The organism is Pseudoalteromonas sp. DL2-H2.2, assembly GCF_021532535.1.
Classification (GTDB): domain Bacteria; phylum Pseudomonadota; class Gammaproteobacteria; order Enterobacterales; family Alteromonadaceae; genus Pseudoalteromonas; species Pseudoalteromonas rubra_A.
Genome location: NZ_JAKGBD010000003.1, coordinates 318,556 through 337,104 on the forward strand (window position 1 = coordinate 318,556; position 18,549 = coordinate 337,104).

Below are 18,549 nucleotides of genomic sequence, written 5' to 3' on the forward strand. Positions count from 1 at the left end.
ACTTACCTGCAGATCTGTGTTTCTATTGGTGCTGAGGCACAAAACGTTTGCATACTCATACCAGCGCGCTGTAAGCGGGCCAGCCGGGTCTGGAAAGCCTGCTCAGCCTGCTCGGCAAATCGGGTCCTGAATTGTTTATCCGCCAGTGGCAGCGTCCAGCTACCTGAAGCCGAACTGACTTCAATCGCATCTTTATAGGCGGGCAGGGTATGCTCGAACGGATCGCTGATTTGGCAGCCAATTAGTTCGCAGTGTCGGCTGAGATGCTCAAGCTGTTTAAAGCTGGCCTCGTTAAGCTGGCTGAAATCGGAGATCAGGTAGATCAGGCTGCCGGGTTTGGCCAGGTGCGACAAACGTTTCAGGTTATTATCAAACGTCGAGGCAAGATTTTCGCCGCGCTGAGCCAGGCTCTGCGTGTGGATATCACACAGCTGGTGGCAAAATGCCAGCACGCCTTTGTCGCGTGCAGTGGGCTTAAGCTCATGGTGGCCTTGCTCACTGAACACCACACCACCGAGCCGGTCACCGCGCGCGCATGCGGACCAGGCAACCAGGGCACTCAGATGTGCAGCCTGAACAGACTTGAGCAACAGGCGGCTGCCGAACAGCAAAGAGCTGGACAGATCGCAGAAAATAAACACCGGACGTTCTTTTTCTTCCTGGTACAGCTTGGTATGGGCCTCACCTGTACGTGCCGTTACTCGCCAGTCGATAGCGCGAATATCATCACCATACTGGTACTGACGTACCTCGGCAAACTCCATGCCCCGGCCTTTGTGTGGTGCCAGATATTGCCCGGCCTGATCACTGCGGATGGCGCGCTTGGGCTTGAGATCCAGCAAGCGCGCTTTGCTCTTATAATAAAGCAGCTCTTTGAGTGTCAGCTCAACACCATTGCTGTGGCTTTGTGCCAGCCACTGGGTGTGATCGGTGTGTTGCATTGAATGCTTCATCATCGCGACCACTTATGGCACAGGGACCAGTTCCAGAATACGGCTGATCACCTGATCTTTGCTGATCCCGTCCGCCTGCGCTTCATAGCTCAGAATAATACGATGACGCAGCACATTGTGCAGCACCGCCTGAATATCATCCGGTGTCACGAAATCCTGACCCTGCAACCAGGCATGTGCGCGCGCACACTTATCCAGCGCAATGGTGGCCCGCGGACTGGCGCCGTATTCAATCCAGGCACCCAGCTGTTGATCCAGCTTAGCGGCTTCACGGGTCGCAATGATCAACTGCACCAGATAGTGCTCAAGCGGTTCGGCCAGATGCAGTGACAGCACTTTTTTGCGTGCTTCAAATAAGGTTTGCTGTGAAATCGGCGTAAACTGCGCAGTTTGTTCCGACAGTGCTTCGCCACGCGTTAAGCGCAGGATCTCAAGCTCAGTGCTCGCTTGCGGGTAATCAATGTTCAGGTGCAACAGGAAGCGGTCTAGCTGCGCCTCAGGCAGTGGATAGGTGCCTTCCTGTTCAAGCGGGTTTTGCGTTGCCATTACCATAAACAGCTCTGGCAGCGGGTAAGTTGTTTTGCCTACCGTGATCTGCCGCTCTGCCATGGCTTCGAGCAAGGCTGACTGCACCTTAGCCGGCGCGCGGTTAATTTCATCCGCCAAAATCAGATGATGGAATAAAGGGCCTTTTTCAAACACAAACTCGCTGGTTTGCTGGCGATAGATGTCGGTGCCAGTGATATCGGCGGGCAACAAGTCCGGGGTAAACTGAACACGCTGAAAGCTGCCTTCTATACCTTTGGCCAGTGCGTTTACAGCACGGGTTTTGGCCAGTCCTGGCGGGCCTTCTACCAGTAGGTGGCCATCTGCCAGCAAGGCAATCAACAGTGCCTCTGTCAGTGCGCTTTGACCTAAAATTTGAGAGTCGAGATAGTTTTTCAGTTCACTAAATGCGTTTACTGCCATGGTGCTTTGTCCTTGTTGTGACAAATTTTTTGCTTATTTATAAGGATTAAGGCGCAAAACTCAAGGTTTTGCGGGCGATTTTTTGTAACTTGATTAGACACTGAAGCAGACGAAAGTTCCCAAAACTTCATTTATTTTTCAGTGACTTTTTGAATTGAGCAAAAATCAGGCTAGATTTAAAAGCGGCAATCGGATAGGCCCTGTGAGTCGTGCTCGAATGATAAGATTTTCCAATTTGCTATTGGCATTAAGGATTCGGTTGTTTAGAATCAAACGACAATAACAGGTCAGACCTGTCAGCGGGAGAGCAAAATTCATGTCTGAACAACACATTCTAAAAACAACAAAAGGGGACCGCATCGCCATTGTATCTGGTCTGCGTACACCCTTTGCGAAGCAGGCTACGGCCTATCACCACGTACCGGCACTGGACCTGGGTAAGGTCGTTGTCAATGAAATGCTGGAACGCCTCAACATAGATAAAAACGAAATCGACCAGCTGGTTTTCGGCCAGGTGGTGCAAATGCCGGAAGCGCCAAACATTGCGCGTGAAATCGTACTGGGCACTGGCATGCCGGTATCCGTCGATGCCTATTCTGTATCTCGTGCTTGTGCCACCAGTTTTCAGGCGGTCGCCAATGTTGCCGAGTCTATTATTGCAGGTCATACGGCGGTGGGTATCGCCGGTGGTGCGGACTCATCGTCTGTACTCCCCATTGGTGTGAGCAAAAAGCTGGCTGGCAGCCTGGTTGATTTAAACAAAGCACGTACCTTGTCACAGCGTTTGAAGATTTTCTCAAAGCTCAGACTGAAAGATTTGATGCCAGTACCGCCGGCCGTTGCGGAATACTCAACGGGCCTGTCTATGGGTCAAACGGCAGAGCAAATGGCCAAAACCCATGCCATCAGCCGTGCCGACCAGGATGCGCTGGCGCATCGCTCGCACACTCTGGCTGCTAAAGCCTGGGATGCAGGTTTGTTAAAAGACGAAGTCATGACGGCACATGTTGAGCCGTACAAAGGCTTTATCGACAAAGATAACAACATTCGTGCGAACTCGTCTTTGGAAGGCTACGCCAAATTGCGTCCGGTCTTTGATCGCAAACATGGCTCGGTTACTGCGGCAAACGCAACGCCGCTTACTGATGGTGCCGCAGCGGTACTGATGATGAGCGAAAGCAAAGCCAAAGCACTGGGTTACGAGATCCTCGGCTATGTGCGCAACTATGCGTTTACCGCTATCGGCGTGCACGAAGACATGCTGATGGGTCCGGCTCACTCCACGCCACTGGCACTGGAGCGCGCGGGTCTGACTCTGCAAGACTTAGATTTAATTGAAATGCATGAAGCGTTTGCGGCGCAAACTCTGGCTAACATGAAGATGTTTGCCTCTGATAAGTTTGCTCAGGAGAAGCTGGGTCGCAGCAAAGCGCTGGGTGAAATCGATATGGATAAATTCAACGTAAACGGTGGCTCTTTGGCCTATGGACACCCGTTTGCGGCAACAGGCGCGCGTTTGATCACGCAAACCCTGAATGAACTGAAACGTCGCGGCGGTGGACTTGCGCTGACTACAGCTTGTGCGGCTGGTGGTCTGGGTGCAGCCTTTGTATTGGAGAGTGCATAATGTCAGTATTTAGTTATGAATTAAACAGCCACCGCGTGGCCATCGTCACCATCGATGTGCCGGGCGAGAAGATGAATACGCTGCGCGACAGCTTTGCCGATGAATTGCTGACTATCCTGGAGCAGGGTCGCAGCGATGATGTAACTGGCATGGTGTTTGTCAGCGGCAAAGACGATAACTTTATTGCCGGTGCCGACATCAAAATGCTGGATCAGGCAAAAACCCGCGAAGACGCGCTGCGCTTATCTGAAATGTGCCAGCAGGCATTTTTCAAAATGCAGAAGCTGCCATTCCCAACGGTTGCGGCCATTCATGGTGCGGCACTGGGTGGCGGTCTTGAATTCGCGTTGGCGTGTGATTATCGCGTATGTAGTGATGACGATAAAACCAAATTAGGTTTGCCAGAAGTACAACTGGGCCTGTTACCAGGCGGTGGCGGCACACAACGTCTGCCAAAACTGGTGGGTATTCAAAAAGCATTAGAATGGATGCTGACGGGCAAGCAAGTGCGTGCCAAGCAGGCTAAAAAAGCCGGTCTGGTTGACGACAGCGTGCCGCACAGTATTTTACTGGATGTGGCCATTAAACTGGCCCGTGGCAGCAAGCCTAAAGCACGTAAACCTAAGCTGGATAAGCTGAGCCAGCTGCTGGAATCAAATCCGTTTGGTCGTAATATCATCTTCAAAAAAGCGCAGGAAAACGTTGAGAAGAAAACTGGTGGTCACTATCCGGCGCCACTGGCTATTATCAAGGCCGTACGTGCTTCAGTTGAATTAGGTGAACTAAAAGCCTACAAAACAGAAGCCGAAGGGTTTGCCGACCTGGTCATGACCGAAGTGTCGCAGTCTTTGCGTGGCATTTTCTTCGCGACCACAGAGATGAAAAAAGAGTGGCAAAGCGACGACGCGCCTAAGATTAACCGCGCGGCGGTACTGGGTGGCGGTTTAATGGGCGGCGGTATTGCTCACGTAAGTGCGGTAAAAGCCGGTGTACCTGTGCGCATCAAAGATGTGGCGCATCAGGGGATCAGCAATGCATTAAGCTACAGCTACAAGATCCTGTCTAAAAAGCAGAAAAAACGCATTCTGTCTAAGGCCGATCTGCAACTGGCGATGAACCGCATCACAGGTACAACTGACTACACTGGCATGCGTCATACCGATATTGTGATTGAAGCGGTATTTGAAGACTTGGCACTGAAGCAAAGCATGGTGGCCGATATCGAGCGCGAATGTACAGAGCAAACCATTTTTGCCAGTAACACGTCGTCGTTACCGATTGCGCAGATCGCTGAAAAAGCAGCACGTCCTGAGAACGTCATTGGTCTGCATTACTTCTCGCCGGTCGAGAAAATGCCTCTGGTTGAGATCATCCCGCACGAGGGCACATCGCAAGAGACCATTGCGCGTACCGTGAATTTTGCGCGCAAACAGGGCAAGACGCCTATTGTGGTAAAAGACAAAGCGGGCTTCTATGTAAACCGTATTTTGGCACCTTACGTGAACGAAGCGGCCAACCTGCTGCTAGCGGGCGAGCCAATCGAAAAGATTGACCAGGCCCTGGTTGAGTTTGGCTTCCCGGTTGGACCTTTGGCACTGTTGGACGAAGTGGGTGTGGACATCGGCTCTAAGATTGCGCCCATTCTTGAAAAAGAACTGGGTGAGCGTTTTAAAGCACCGGATGCTTTTGCCCGCATGATCGACAGCAAGCGTCTGGGTCGTAAGACCGGCAAGGGCTTCTACAAATATGAAGCTAAAGGCAAGAAAGTGGATGAGTCTGTCTATGATTTGCTGGGAATTACACCGGCACCACGTCTGAACAAGCAAGAAATTGCCAGCCGCTGTGTAGCGCAAATGCTCAATGAAGCTGCGCGCTGTCTGGATGAAGGTATCATCGATAGCGCCCGCGATGGTGACATTGGTGCCATCTTTGGTATTGGCTTCCCGCCATTCTTAGGTGGGCCGTTTAGCTACATGGACAAACGCGGTCTGAACAAAGTGTGTTCAGAGCTGTCTACTTATGCCACGGACAACGCGGTGTTTACACCAGCGGAGCCGCTGCTGGCTAAGGCCGAAGCGGGCGAAGCTTACTACAGCTAAGCATTTGTCTGAGCATTAAAAAAAGCCGCATTGATGCGGCTTTTTTATTTTCAGCTAAAATTAGACAGATACTCTGTGTATTGCGATGTAAAAGCGATGAAAAAACCGCTTTTTTTAATTGTTCTGGCTGTTTTGCTGGTGCTGACGATTTCAGCCAATGTGGTGCTGTACTTAGTCAGCGATGATGTCAATGACATGATCCAGACATTTGAGCAGCAGTGGCAGGAGCAGGCGGATATTGTCTTGCAAGAATCCAGGCTGCTGGATGATCTGGAGCTTCAGCTCAGCCAAGCGAAAGCCATACATCAGGTGCGTGATTATTATCACCCTAAGCCGGACACCGAGCCATCGGCAGACGAATATATGGTTCGCCTGTATCGCATTTTGGTGCAGCTGAGTGAGCTTGACCTGCAAGCAGGTGAAACAGAAGCGTTAGCCGTTGTGACAGATTATGCAGGCCTTTACCAGGAGCAGTTAACTGAGGCTGACAGTGCTGGTACTCAAAACCAAGCCACAACTGCGCTTTCTGAGCAACTCAAAAGCCAGCATAAACATTTAGACGAAGCCTTGCGCACGTTAAGGCAAGGTCTTGAAACGCGCTTCTCGCGCACTCGTGAAGCTCACCAGCTGACATTACAAGACATTATTTACCGGGATAGCCTGGAAGGACTATTGTTGTTGATACTGATAGTCATGATGCTGCTTGTCAGTTTTATGATGCTCAGGGCACAGATCCGGGCGGCAAAAGAGCGTGATTGTCTGTTCGATGCCATCCCGGATACACTGCTTTACTGTGATTCTGAGGGGCGCATCACCCAGGTGAACCAATCATGCTCCGAGCTATTTGGCTACTCTGCGAAAGAGTTAGTCAATATGCAACTCGAAGCCTTAATGCCCGAGCGCTTCAGGGAATTGCATGCCAAGCACAGAGCATCTTTCTATGGGCGCGCAAAAATGCGTCGTAAAGGAGAGAGTGGACTAAATATCATTGGCTTGCATAAACTTGGTCAAGAAATACCTTTGGACATAGCGATTGCCAGAACAACCTTTGGACAAGAAACCTATTACGTGGCTGTGATCCGGGATTTGCGCCCCGAATTGCAACTACAGCAACGCGCTGAATTAGACTTCCTGACCCAGGCCTTTAACAGAGGCCAGATAGAGCGAATACTGGGCGATGAACTGACACGCGCTGTGCGTTATTGTCGCGCGTTGTCAGTCATGATGGTCGACCTGGATCACTTCAAAACCCTCAATGACACCATGGGCCATCAGGTTGGAGATGCAGCGTTAACTGAGCTCAGTGCCTTTTTAAAGCGCTCGATCAGGCCCAGCGACTGTCTTGGCCGCTGGGGAGGCGATGAGTTTGTCATTGTATGTCCGGAAATCGCTTCAGACGAAGCGCTATTGATGGCGCAAAGGCTGGTGAGTCAGTACCGGCAAATGAATCAGTATGATCTTGAAATGAGTATCGGCGTAACCAGTCGCGCCAATCTGTCGTCGGGCGTGGAGTGTACTCAGTTAATTGGTGAGGCCGATGATGCCTTATACCAGGCAAAAGCGGCGGGTCGGGGCAGGGCAGTACTGTTCAGTAACCAGTAGCGCGGGTTTTTACTTTCCCCCTAAAAATCCGTACAATCTGCGGCCATAAACCGATTAGAGGGCCGCCTGCGAGTTGTATGCACCACATTGACGATCTGATCTCGATATTTAACGCCTTGTTTTATCCAACGCACAATACCAAACTGGTCGCAGGGACCGATGAACCCATTTATCTGCCCGCGGATACACAGTGCGATTATCACCGCATTGTTTTTGCACACGGTTTTTATGCCAGTGCGATGCACGAAATCGCACACTGGCTGGTGGCTGGCAAAGCGCGCCGGGAGCTCGAAGACTACGGCTACTGGTATTGCCCGGACGGGCGCAGTAAAGATCAACAACTGGCCTTTGAGCAAGTCGAAGTAAAGCCTCAGGCCATTGAATGGGCACTGAGCGCAGCAGCCGGGTTTGCCTTTAATGTCTCTGTAGACAATCTAAATGGCGAGCCGACCTGCCGCTTTGCTTTTCAGCGTCGTGTTTATGCGCAGGTGCTGGAAATGTTAACCGACGGGTTTAATGCCCGAACCGAAGCTTTGTTAGAAGCGTTAACTCAATTTTACTCGACCCCCTGGCCACTCAGTGCTGGCCAGTTTGAATGGCATTGTCCACAGGAGTTTGCAGATGCAGTTTAAACTTGGATTAATCGTGAACCCGGTTGCCGGGTTAGGCGGTGCTGTGGCACTCAAGGGCAGTGATGGCAGTGAAACCGCCGAGCTTGCCCGCTCGCTGGGCGCTGAGCCCAAGGCACACAGTCGCACGGCACAGGCCCTGGCGCTGTTGCAGCCTTACCGGGACATCATTGAAGTCTATACCGTGAGTGGTGAAATGGGAGAAAACCTGGCGCTTGAGCACGGTTTTTCTACTCAGGTCGTGATGACCTGTGGCACACCCAGTACTCCAGAAGATACCGAGCAGGCAGCCAAACTGTTGGCCGATGCCAAAGTCGACCTGTTGCTGTTTGCCGGTGGTGATGGCACTGCGCGCAACATCTGCGCAGCCATCGGCAGCGAAGCCCCGGTACTGGGCGTACCAGCCGGTTGTAAGATCCACAGCGGCGTGTATGCAATTACCCCGAAAGCGGCTGGTCGGGTAGTAGAAATGCTCATTAAAGGTGAGCTGGTTACTATAGATGACGCCGATGTGATGGACATAGATGAAAGTGCTTTTCGGGCAGGCACTGTGCGCGCCAAGCGCTATGGTGAAATGCAGGTACCCAGTGAGCTGCGTTACGTACAAAGCGTAAAAAATGGCGGCAAGGAAAGTGACGAACTGGTACTGGCCGATATTGCCGCATACGTGATTTCAGAAATGGAAGAAGATGAGCAGTATATTATGGGCTCGGGCTCAACGGTGGCCGCGATAATGGAAGAGCTGGGCCTGGATAACACCTTACTGGGGGTTGATTTGATCCGCGACCATGCTTTGCTGGGCAGTGACCTGACGGCGCAACAGCTGCTGGATGCTGCTTCACAAGCACCGACAAAATTGGTGATCACTCTGATAGGCGGACAGGGCCATATATTTGGTCGCGGCAATCAGCAGCTCAGTCCGGCTTTGATCCGCCTGATTGGCAAAGACAATATCATCGTGGTTGCAACTAAGACCAAGTTGCAGGCACTCAATGGTCGCCCTCTGATAGCAGATACGGGCGATCAGGACCTGGACAATGAACTGAGTGGCTACATCAAAGTAGTGACAGGGTATAATGACCATGTAATGTATGCCGTCGGGCATCAGGATTTAATTTAGGAGACAGAATGTCACTTCAAGCGTATATAGAAGCTGCGCAGCAGTTTTTTGATGAATTAGTAGATAGAGCAAGCGATGACGAGCTGTTTGCTGGTGGCTACTTACGCGGTCATTTCGACCTGGCGGTTGGCTATGCTCAGGTTGAGGAGCTGGCGCTGTCAGTGGATGAGCTGAATGCTAAAGTCGAGGCAAGCCTGGTGAAGGCGTATCGTGATGGCGAGCTTAACGAAGAAGACAAGCACCACGTGGTGACCATCTGGGAGCGTCTTAAGCAGTTAGGGGCTTAACTTTCCTTCGAAAAAGGCGGTGTAACACCGCCTTTTGTCATTTACAGTATCCAGCGCCACACCACAAATAATACCGCAAAGGCAATCAAATAGCTCAGGCCTGCCCAGGTCAGCAGTTGCACCGGCTTGCTTTGCTGCGCAAACTGCGCTTTCGACATCAATGAGAAGTTCAGCCAGGCAAAAAACGGCGTAGTTAAAAACGCCAGCGTCATGGCAAACATCAACATGTCTTTCAGGTTGGCTTTAAAGAACAACACCAGCACCATGCCGAATATGGCCTGAACGGTAATGAAAATCGACAAACTGGCCTTGTTTTGGTGGGGTTTGATCAGCTTAACCGCATCGTCCAGGGTTCTGGCATAGCCGTCCAGTACCGTGATTGTGGTACCGAACATGCACAGGAAGGCAATGGTGGCGATTAACCAGCGGGCCCACTCACCTAAAGTCAGTGCGTACATATCAATCAGCTGTTTAGAAAAGGCCACCCCGGCGAGTTCTATTTTCTGGCTCTGCCCGTATTGCAGTAACACACCCAGAGAAAAAAACACCACGGCTAAAAATAAAGTTAAAAAGTAGCCGAGATTAAAATCAAACAAGCCCTGGGCTTTACTCAGCGACTGAGTGCGGGTTTTGGCTTTTAACCACAGTGAGTTAATAGCCGATATTTCAATGGGAGCTGGCATCCAGCCCATCAGGGCCACCATAAAGCCCAGTAAAGCAAGCGAATAAGGAGAAGGCGCAGGTTGAGGTGAGGGATGAGCCTGACCCTGTGATACGGCTACCAACAAAGCCGCCAGTGTGGTAACACACAGTATCGCCATGATCCCTTTACTGGCTTTGTCGAGCAATTTGTAATGTCCAAACAACAAGATCCCCAGGCATACAAACAGCAGGGCATAGCACAAGGTTGTCAGTGAGAGGCTCCAGGGCAGGGCATACTGCAACAGGGCCGCAGTGAGCAGCAGCACACCAGCGGTGTTCACCACTGCGGCAATGACATTTAGCGCCACAAAGAGATAAAACAGGGCACGGTTTTTATTGTAATATCCGGTGACCAGGCTGTTGCCGGTGTGCAGCGTGTATTCCACACCAAAACGGAAAAACGGATACTTGAGCAGATTAACCGCCACCACTAACCACAGCAGCTGCCAGCCAAATAAAGCACCGGCCTGAGTTGCCGCAACCAGGTGTGAGCCGCCGACCGCAGCCGTGGCCATCAGGATCCCGGGGCCCAGGTTCCTGAGTTTAGAAGAAAGTGATTCCAACACGACGTTCCTTTGTTTTTGACACTCATGTTAACGATTTGAAAGCGTTTGCCAAGTGGAAAATGACTGGGCTAATGAGGTTGGGAGTCAAAAGCCCTGTCAGGACGTGTAATTTGGTCAGGTGGTGAAGTACTCTTCGGTGTCGTCTTTGAGGTCCTGGTAATCGTCCTCATCAAGATTAAGTGCATCCAGCACGCTTTGCTTCATGATCGGCCAGTCCGGAGCAGCAACAAAGCGTTTATTGGTATGGACCAGGTTCTCTGCCATTTTCAGGGTAGAAAATGTCAGCATTTCTTCGTCGGTTCGCTTTTCCTGAAGATAAGTGACATCGTGGTGCCTTAAGATAAGCTGACAAATGGGTTTAGGCAGGTTCCAGCTGTTCGCTAGGTAATAGCCAATAACGGTATGGTTAGTTTGATAGCGCTCTTCTTCGAACTCGACCAGCATTTTATCGTAATTGCTGTTTGCGGCGCCCAGTACTTCGACATAATCCGGGTAGTTGAATGCCATAGCGGGAATACCGGCATCGTGAAACAGGCCCAGCATATAGAGGTTCTCGACCGGGACTTTGCTTTTTATCTTATTGCCTATCAGGGTTGCGACATCGGCGATTTCCTGCGCACTGTCCCAGAAACGTTCCAGTTTGATGCAGCACTTTGACTGGTCAAAGGCCTGCTTGAGCAGGTAGCCAGTTACCAGCATGGTAATGCTGTTAAGGCCCAGGAACATCACTGCCTGACGAATATCGGTAATGGTACGGGAAAAGCCATAGCTTGAGGAATTAATGACTTTGAGCACTGCGGCGGAGGTTGCGACATCTGTTGCTATCAGTGCTGCGATTTCACCCAGTTCCGGCTCAGGTTGTTGTAATAACTGATGCAGGCTTTGCAACAGCTCTGGTTTTGCGGGCAGGCAAAACCCATGGTTCATATCCTTAAGCACGGCGTTGTCTATTTCGATCATGGCGGTCTCGTTAATACAAATACGGAATACACGAACAGCCTGTCGAGCGTCAGGCTGATTTGCCAAGTATAGTAGCTAAGCCAGATTACGCATTCTTTGCGTCAACGCAAAAAACGCATAAATAATACCCACGTAATGGATAAAGGAACAAATGAATTGGCATTGTTACGGTTGTTAAGTTAAAGTTGGCTAATTTTCTTTTTAGGGATTAACTATGGAACAAGCGAAAAACGCAAATAACGACGCCAGCTTCGTTATGCGATTCCTCAATAACATTGAAAGGGTCGGTAATAAGCTGCCCGACCCGGCCATGATCTTCCTCGGTGCGATGCTCCTGATCTGGTTATTATCCTGGATGCTTTCGGGCGTCAGCTTTGATGCCATTGACCCGCGCACTGGCGAGGCGATTGTTGTTCATAACCTGCTTAGCGGGGACTCTTTAGCAGGCTTTTTGGCCTCAATGGTGAAAACCTTTACCGGCTTTGCGCCGCTGGGCGTGGTGCTGGTCGCGATGCTGGGTGTCGGTGTAGCCGAGCACTCGGGTTACATTAATGCTGGCCTGAAACTGATGCTTAAGCGCACACCACAGGCACTGCTGACACCCTCTATTATCTTAATTGCAATTGTCAGCCACACCGCGACCGATGCGGGTTATGTACTGGTGATCCCGCTGGCTGGGGTAATCTTCTATGCCATGGGGCGTCACCCGCTGGCTGGTATTGCGGCGGCGTTTGCTGGCGTAAGTGGCGGCTTTAGTGCGAACTTCATCCCTTCAGGCATCGATCCTCTGTTACAGAGCTTCACACAAAGTGCGGCGCAGATCATCGACCCTGAAATCTCAGTCAACCCGCTGAATAACTGGTTCTTCACCTCGGCATCGAGTATCTTTATTATTCTGCTTGGCTGGTATATTACCGATAAAATCATTGAACCGCGTCTGGCATCAACTAAGGTAGACGGCGATACCGATGACCTGCCTGAATTTAACGAAGTCACCGCTAAAGAGCGCTCGGCATTTTACGCAGCTTCCGCTGTGATGCTTGCCGGTATCGGTTTACTCATTTATGCCGCCAGTGGCGAAGACTCGGCGCTGCGCAGTGAAAGTGGTGCACTGACCGACTTTAGCGCGCCGCTGATGCAGTCCATTGTACCGCTGATCTTCTTACTCTTCTGGATCCCGGGTGCCGTATTTGGCTTTATGGTCGGGACCTTTAAGTCCTCAAAAGACATGATAGATGCAATGAGTAAGTCGATGAATTCGATGTCTTACTACATTGTTATGGCTTTCTTCTGTGCGCTGTTTATCGCGGCATTTAGTAAGTCAAACCTGGGCGCGTTACTGGCGATTGAAGGCGCAGAGGTCTTGAAAGCCATGGCACTGCCAAGCTCAGTGACTGTGATTGGTATTATCTTCCTGACCGCCTTTGTAAACCTGTTCGTGGGTTCAAGCTCTGCAAAATGGGCACTGCTGGGTCCGATATTTGTGCCTATGCTGATGCAACTGGGTATTTCTCCAGACTTGTCTCAGGCGGCGTATCGTGTTGGTGATTCCAGCTCAAACATCATTACCCCGCTGATGCCTTACTTCCCGCTGGTGGTGGTGTACTGCCAGAAGTATGTAAAAGACACGGGCATTGGTACTTTGCTGGCACTGATGCTGCCATACTCCATCGCCTTTTTGGTAGGCTGGAGCCTATTCCTGCTGGCATACTGGGGTCTGAGCATTCCACTGGGTCTGCAATCTAGCTACATCTACCCGGCAGGTTAATCTGCCCGGTATTGGATGAGGCCCCGCGCCTCATCCAGCTTTGCAAGAAACTACTAGCTTCGAGCTTCGTGCAAGGACAGCTTTGCAAAAGGACAGCTTTGCAAGACACCCATTCAAAAAGACAGCTTCGCAAAAGACAGCTTCGCAAGACATCCATTCAAAAGACACCCAATCGAAGACATCCATTCGAACACTCTAAAGACACTCACTCATAATTACCGGATTAGGCATTAACTTATGGATATAAAAAGAAAAAGCCGGCTTCTGCCGGCTAAATGGATTTGCTATTGGTTGGGCCAAAAGCACCAAGGGAAATCTTACTGCCTCCGTGCAGTAAATACTCAAGGGAGGTTCAAAAATCAAAGTAACCAATAAGAGTACATACTGGTTAAAAGCAGGTGCATCATATCCCTGTTAGGTGACCAAATTATGACAAACTGTGCAAGCCATTCGTGTTTTTGTTTTACACTGCCGGAGTGTAAGTATCTGCTTCAGAGAAATTGCGTAAACTGCACATCAATAGAGAAAAGTGATTGAATAGATTAGAATAGTTACAAGCACAGTGGCCAGTGTGGCCCAATGACGAGGAAGGTGAGATGTTAAGAGTCACGCTTGAGCAGTGGCGTATGTTGCGTGCTGTGGTTGAGCATGGTGGGTTTAATCAGGCTGCCAAAGCTATCCATAAGAGCCAGTCGAGTATCCATACCGCAGTGCAAAAAATTGAAACAGCGCTGTCCGTCAAGTTATTCCAGGTAGAGGGGCGTAAAACCCGTCTTACTGAAGCGGGTGAAATGATGCTTCGCCGGGCCAATTATCTGCTTGATGAAGCCGAAAAGGTCGAGGCCGTCGGCCAGACGCTGGCAAAAGGAGTAGAGAGCCACCTGCGAATTGCGGTGGATGAAGTCTTTCCTCAGGCACTGCTTTATAAGGTGCTGGAAGCAACCTCGCAGGCTTACCCATTGCTGCGTATCGAACTGGTTGAGTCTATCTTGTCTGGGTCATTTGAGGCGCTGCAGAACGCCAAGGTTGATATTGCCATCTCGCCTATGGTGCTTGCACAAGGTTTTAGTGAGCAGCTCTGTTTTGTGGAGTTTGTGGCAGTTGCTCATCCGGAGCATGCGCTGCATCAGCTTGGACGTGAGCTGACCCTGGAAGACCTTAAATCATTCAGGCAAATTGTGGTCAGAGATTCGGCACTGGGTAAAGGCACTGACAGCGGCTGGCTGGGGGCCGATCAACGTTGGACGGTCAGCCATTTGCGCACTATGGTGGATATGGTTACTCAGGGTCTGGGTTTTGCCTGGCTGCCCAGAAGTGCTATTACCACGCAGCTTAGTAGTGGCGCACTGGTGCCATTGCAACTCACGCACAATCGTACACGTCAGGCTCAGCTTAATCTGCTGTTTAAAGACGGAGATACGCTCGGGCCCGCAGCCAGAGCGTTTATTGGAGAGCTCAGATATCAGTGTATGGCGCTGGAGGCTCAGGACAACGACTAAGTTGCCTGTGTATCGTAAGCGTGCACCAGCACTTGCTCAACGGCCACAGGGCGGCTAAACCAATAGCCCTGGAACTCTTTCACCCCAAGCTCCTGCAACTTATTAAGTTGCGCCTGAGTTTCAACGCCTTCTGCCAGCGCTGCAATGCCCAGGTTGTCGCACATAGTGAGGATCCCCAGCAGCAGCGCCTGTTGTTTTTGATCTGAGGTGATCTGCGTCACCAAAGAGCGATCCAGCTTGAGGCGCTTAATGGGCGAGGCCAGCACTCGTGCAATATTAGAGTATCCAATCCCAAAATCATCAATACTCAGGCTGAAGCCCATTTTATCGAGCGCCTCCATGATCTGGTTATGATCGTCGGCAAAGCTGTATTCGGTCAGTTCAAACTCGAACATGCGCGGGCTCAGGCCATAGCTGTGCACAATAGACAGAGTGTTACGGGCAAACTGCTCGCAGGCAATATCGCGAGAGCTGATGTTAATGGCGATAGGCACGTGAATATCCGGATGGCTCTGCAAGGTATAACAAACCTTATGCAAAATGCGTTGTGTCAGCTGATTAACCAGGCCAAACTCCTCGGCAATGGGTACAAACTCTCCGGGAGACACCCACCCCAACAAAGGGCTGTGCCAGCGGGCCAGGGCTTCGTAGCCAATCACCGAATGGGTGTTGTCATGCTTGCTCTGCAACACTATCTGTAGTTCATCATGCTCCAGCGCCTTTTCCAGCAGCAGGGCCATTTCGTGGCGCGCCAGTGTCTGGCGTCGGGTGCCGTGGTCAAATATGGCCAAGTCATCGCCTGGGCCGCGCAATTCACAGGCCTGCTGGGCATTTTTTAATAGCCGCTCGGGGATATAGCCGTGCTCAGGGTAGGTCGCAATTCCCACGGCGTAACGGGCATGAAATTGGTGCTGTCCCAGCTTGAGCCAGAAATCAAGGTGCTGATGCCAGCGCTGTGCAACCTCCAGTACCGGCGCGTCGGGTTCGATAATAATCGCCAGTCTCCCTGCGCCAATATACGCAATCTGGTCGAGCAAACTGGGGTCGTGCTCTGCAACCTGGTTAATGTGGCCGTATAAATGTTTGTGCAGCTCGCCGTCAATCAGGTAATCCAGCACGTGCTTATTGAGGTTTTCGGCGATCAGCAGGGCAAACGGCTGGCCGCGATCAATATGCACCTGTAATTGTTCAGTCAGCCAGGTTTTATTGGGCAGGTTGGTTCTGGCATCAAAGTACTTAGCCTGCTGATGCGCCACATCCAGGGCCAGCAGATCTTGCTGAAGCTGGTGCTGATCCGACACATCATTGAGGTACCAAGCGCACAATTGCTCGGAGTGGTATTCCCGCGAAGCCAGCTCTATGGTGCGCCCACCCACGTGAAAAGTCTTCAGATCGGCCTCGTGCTGGTCGCCGTTGTTCAGCAGCCGACTCAGATCATCTTGTGTAACGCGGGCAAAATTACAGGGCAGGGGTTGAGTCTGGATCCCCAGCAAAGTGCGCGCCTTTTCATTGGCTTCAACAATATTAAACTGCTGGTCGACTAATACTATGGCGTGAAAAGATTTCTGAAAGAAGCGTTGATAGATTTGTTTTTGTGAGGCCAGCAACTCGTTATTACTGGCCATATGCAAATTCAATCGGCTGGCGGCCAGACTGGTACGCCACACCGCCAGCGGCACGGTACAGTTAAAAAAGAAGAACAGCAAAAAGTGAATATATATATCGCCGTCGACCAGCATCCGCTCGCCGTGTGGGATCACAGATAAATTAACCTGCTGAACTATTAATAAAAATGGAATAATATTCAGTGCGGCGTAAAAAATCGCGGTGCGCTTACCCAGTAACAGCAGCGCCAGAATTGGCGTGATATAAACAAAAATAGAACCCAGCTGAGCAAGGGGTAACAAAGGAATAAACAACTTGATGGCCACTCCGGCCGCCACTATGGCAATCATCAGCAGGTGCGCACACAACAGATAAGCGCTGCGGCTCAGCGTGAGCAGCACACCTATAGTGAGCGTAAAGCCCGACGTCAGCGCCAGCACATAGTCAAGTTCAAATGCCAGCGCAGCAGGCAAGCTGTTGATAAAGATCCCAAGGCATAATAAAAGCCCGGTCACCAAAATTATGCGCAGGGCACTAACACGCCAGTTAGGCACGTCGCTTGGCGATTGGGTTTCTTCCTCAAGTAAGAAAAAGCGGCTTAAAGAACTCAAAACGTTACAGTTATTATTATTATTTTTCCCGATACTAAGGCCATCAGAGCCGCAATTCAATGGGTAAAGATAGTTAAACCTGCGCTAAATCAGCTTAACTGCGGTTTTTTTCAACATAGTGGAGGGGAATTAGACAAACAACCTTGTAATTTCATTAACAATCTTGTCATCCCGGCCGCTAGCGATCCGGGGTCTACTTAATTACCACATAGGTGTCGCGTGCTGTTGTAGATAAATCCCACAAACACCGCTGTCATCCCGGACGTGTGCGAGCCGGGATCTACTTAATTACCACATAGGTGTCGCGCGCTGTTGTAGATAAACCCCACAAACACCGCGCCATCCCGGACGCGTGCGAGCCGGGATCTATTTAATTACCACACAAGTGTGGCGTGCTTTTGGAGAAAAGCCCACAAACACCGCTGTCATCCCGGACGCGTGCGAGCCGGGATCTATCTAATTACCACACAAGTGTCGCGTGCTGTTGGAGATAAACCCCACAAACACCGCTGTCATCCCGGACGCTTGCGAGCCGGGATCTACTAAAACACAACGCATCAGTGCCGCGATATTGATGAATCTAACATGCCCTGTCGCCATCTCGGACGCTTACGAGCCGGGATAAACTTAACCAGAACACTACTCCAAATGGTAAAAAGTGCCTTAACCTGAAAACTGTTTATTTATACAGTTATAAGTGAATACGGCTATTTATCATGTCAAATTTCTCGTTTTCTCCACTTATTCCGGTCTCGTTTAAGTCAGCCATCACTTTTTAGTTAAATAGGTTCAACAGGTTAGTAGCTTTACATAACGAGATCCCCAAGTCTCGCTATGATCACGGCTCGGTTTCAACAGCGCTGTTTTGGCTTGAGTAATGGGTATTATAGTGGTAAGTTTTTGTTCTATATCGTAATAAATTATGTATTTTGCGTGATAGCTTGGCTATGGATAAACGGCATAGTTCTGCATTCTCGTGAATACCTGTTATCGGAGTTATATTATGTTAAGAACAGTTTTTTTGGGCTTATTTGTACTTGCGTTGATGGGATGTTCATCTACATCATCAAATACTAAACAATACGCTCAGCTACAAAATTCAAAATTGAAAGATGGTGATTCTTCGTTTTCAAGAATGTTTGATGCTGTCAATGGAGAAAAATTGAAAATAGGTGCATTCACTACGCCTAATAAAGCTTTGCACTTTGTCGCCCCTGGCAAGAGTCAACTACAAATTAGAGTGACGTACAGCAATGACTTGTTCAGTGACGTCATGGTGTCAGATTTCATTGTGGTAGCAGAGCTTAAAAAGGGAGAGAAATATACTATCGATTCTAAACTGGAAGGAGATTGTATTAAGATAAGCGTTGTCAATTCTGTTGGAGAGTTGGTTGCAGGTCCATTTACTAAGCAATACTTGGGCTACGAATCTGCTCAAAGGCTTACTAACATGGTTTTAAGGCAAGGATTTGACATGCCTTCCGATAAATGCACTGTTCAATAAGCTCGCTAACAAGCGAATCAACGAATGGACTAAAAAGGCTTGGCTTTA

The 18,549-nt window shown here is 50.2% G+C and carries 14 protein-coding genes; 9 read left to right on the forward strand and 5 right to left on the reverse strand.

Annotated elements, in window-relative coordinates:
- Nucleotides 1-2: 2 nt before the first annotated feature.
- Nucleotides 3-941, reverse strand: coding sequence for a DUF58 domain-containing protein (locus L1285_RS07120; RefSeq protein ID WP_046005952.1), 939 nt, complete (start codon nt 939-941; stop codon nt 3-5).
- Between the two features lie 24 nt (nt 942-965).
- Entirely contained in the window at nt 966-1,922 is a 957-nt protein-coding gene (locus L1285_RS07125) for an AAA family ATPase (protein ID WP_054013946.1), read from the reverse strand.
- A gap of 316 nt (nt 1,923-2,238) precedes the next feature.
- On the opposite strand from L1285_RS07125, the gene fadI reads away from it, so the two are divergent.
- From fadI to L1285_RS07155, 6 genes are all read left to right on the forward strand, one after another.
- Entirely contained in the window at nt 2,239-3,549 is a 1,311-nt protein-coding gene (gene fadI, locus L1285_RS07130) for an acetyl-CoA C-acyltransferase FadI (protein ID WP_046005954.1), read from the forward strand.
- Nucleotides 3,549-5,648 carry a fatty acid oxidation complex subunit alpha FadJ gene (fadJ, locus tag L1285_RS07135; RefSeq protein WP_046005955.1) on the forward strand — a complete coding sequence of 700 codons (2,100 nt, stop codon included), beginning with the start codon at nt 3,549-3,551 and terminating at the stop codon, nt 5,646-5,648. The genes fadI and fadJ overlap by 1 nt, the downstream gene beginning before the upstream one ends.
- Nucleotides 5,649-5,744: 96 nt before the next feature.
- The gene (locus L1285_RS07140; RefSeq protein ID WP_235411550.1) at nt 5,745-7,250 is read left to right on the forward strand and encodes a GGDEF domain-containing protein; all 1,506 of its coding nucleotides are present in this window, start codon (nt 5,745-5,747) and stop codon (nt 7,248-7,250) included.
- Nucleotides 7,251-7,327: 77 nt separating this feature from the next.
- A complete protein-coding gene (locus tag L1285_RS07145; protein WP_235411552.1) occupies nt 7,328-7,882 on the forward strand; it encodes an elongation factor P hydroxylase in 555 nt (184 codons plus the stop codon).
- Nucleotides 7,872-8,999: an ATP-NAD kinase family protein gene (locus tag L1285_RS07150; protein WP_235411554.1), complete on the forward strand. Its 1,128-nt coding sequence runs from the start codon at nt 7,872-7,874 to the stop codon at nt 8,997-8,999. The genes L1285_RS07145 and L1285_RS07150 overlap by 11 nt, the downstream gene beginning before the upstream one ends.
- Nucleotides 9,000-9,007: 8 nt before the next feature.
- Nucleotides 9,008-9,286: a YfcL family protein gene (locus L1285_RS07155; protein WP_046005959.1), complete on the forward strand. Its 279-nt coding sequence runs from the start codon at nt 9,008-9,010 to the stop codon at nt 9,284-9,286.
- A 41-nt stretch (nt 9,287-9,327) separates the two neighbouring features.
- Here L1285_RS07155 and L1285_RS07160 read toward each other — a convergent pair whose 3' ends face one another.
- On the reverse strand, nt 9,328-10,503 hold the full coding sequence (locus L1285_RS07160) for an NRAMP family divalent metal transporter (RefSeq protein WP_125779173.1): 1,176 nt from the start codon (nt 10,501-10,503) through the stop codon (nt 9,328-9,330).
- Between the two features lie 165 nt (nt 10,504-10,668).
- Complete coding sequence (locus tag L1285_RS07165; protein WP_209052159.1) at nt 10,669-11,514, reverse strand: HDOD domain-containing protein; 846 nt, start codon at nt 11,512-11,514, stop codon at nt 10,669-10,671.
- Nucleotides 11,515-11,728: 214 nt separating this feature from the next.
- On the opposite strand from L1285_RS07165, the gene L1285_RS07170 reads away from it, so the two are divergent.
- Together L1285_RS07170 and L1285_RS07175 are read left to right on the forward strand one after the other, a co-directional pair.
- Nucleotides 11,729-13,282, forward strand: coding sequence for an AbgT family transporter (locus tag L1285_RS07170; protein ID WP_235411556.1), 1,554 nt, complete (start codon nt 11,729-11,731; stop codon nt 13,280-13,282).
- Nucleotides 13,283-13,878: 596 nt separating this feature from the next.
- Nucleotides 13,879-14,781, forward strand: a complete 903-nt coding sequence (locus tag L1285_RS07175; protein WP_235411558.1) for a LysR family transcriptional regulator — start codon at nt 13,879-13,881, stop codon at nt 14,779-14,781.
- On the opposite strand, the gene L1285_RS07180 is transcribed toward L1285_RS07175, so the two are convergent.
- Nucleotides 14,778-16,997 (reverse strand): EAL domain-containing protein, encoded by a 2,220-nt coding sequence (locus tag L1285_RS07180; RefSeq protein ID WP_235411560.1) that lies wholly within the window; start codon nt 16,995-16,997, stop codon nt 14,778-14,780. The two genes, L1285_RS07175 and L1285_RS07180, sit on opposite strands and share 4 nt — an antisense overlap.
- A gap of 1,003 nt (nt 16,998-18,000) precedes the next feature.
- Here L1285_RS07180 and L1285_RS07185 point away from each other — a divergent pair.
- On the forward strand, nt 18,001-18,501 hold the full coding sequence (locus L1285_RS07185; RefSeq protein WP_235411562.1) for a hypothetical protein: 501 nt from the start codon (nt 18,001-18,003) through the stop codon (nt 18,499-18,501).
- The last annotated feature ends 48 nt before the right edge of the window (nt 18,502-18,549 follow it).

Coding starts and splice junctions, on each gene's coding strand:
- L1285_RS07155 (WP_046005959.1), top strand. CDS start 9,008: ATGTCACTTCAAGCGTATATAGAAGCTGCGCAGCAGTTTTTTGATGAA.
- L1285_RS07175 (WP_235411558.1), top strand. CDS start 13,879: ATGTTAAGAGTCACGCTTGAGCAGTGGCGTATGTTGCGTGCTGTGGTT.
- L1285_RS07125 (WP_054013946.1), bottom strand. CDS start 1,922: ATGGCAGTAAACGCATTTAGTGAACTGAAAAACTATCTCGACTCTCAA.
- L1285_RS07120 (WP_046005952.1), bottom strand. CDS start 941: ATGCAACACACCGATCACACCCAGTGGCTGGCACAAAGCCACAGCAAT.
- L1285_RS07185 (WP_235411562.1), top strand. CDS start 18,001: ATGTTAAGAACAGTTTTTTTGGGCTTATTTGTACTTGCGTTGATGGGA.
- L1285_RS07160 (WP_125779173.1), bottom strand. CDS start 10,503: ATGGCCACGGCTGCGGTCGGCGGCTCACACCTGGTTGCGGCAACTCAG.
- fadJ (WP_046005955.1), top strand. CDS start 3,549: ATGTCAGTATTTAGTTATGAATTAAACAGCCACCGCGTGGCCATCGTC.
- L1285_RS07170 (WP_235411556.1), top strand. CDS start 11,729: ATGGAACAAGCGAAAAACGCAAATAACGACGCCAGCTTCGTTATGCGA.
- L1285_RS07140 (WP_235411550.1), top strand. CDS start 5,745: ATGAAAAAACCGCTTTTTTTAATTGTTCTGGCTGTTTTGCTGGTGCTG.
- fadI (WP_046005954.1), top strand. CDS start 2,239: ATGTCTGAACAACACATTCTAAAAACAACAAAAGGGGACCGCATCGCC.
- L1285_RS07150 (WP_235411554.1), top strand. CDS start 7,872: ATGCAGTTTAAACTTGGATTAATCGTGAACCCGGTTGCCGGGTTAGGC.
- L1285_RS07165 (WP_209052159.1), bottom strand. CDS start 11,514: ATGATCGAAATAGACAACGCCGTGCTTAAGGATATGAACCATGGGTTT.
- L1285_RS07145 (WP_235411552.1), top strand. CDS start 7,328: ATGCACCACATTGACGATCTGATCTCGATATTTAACGCCTTGTTTTAT.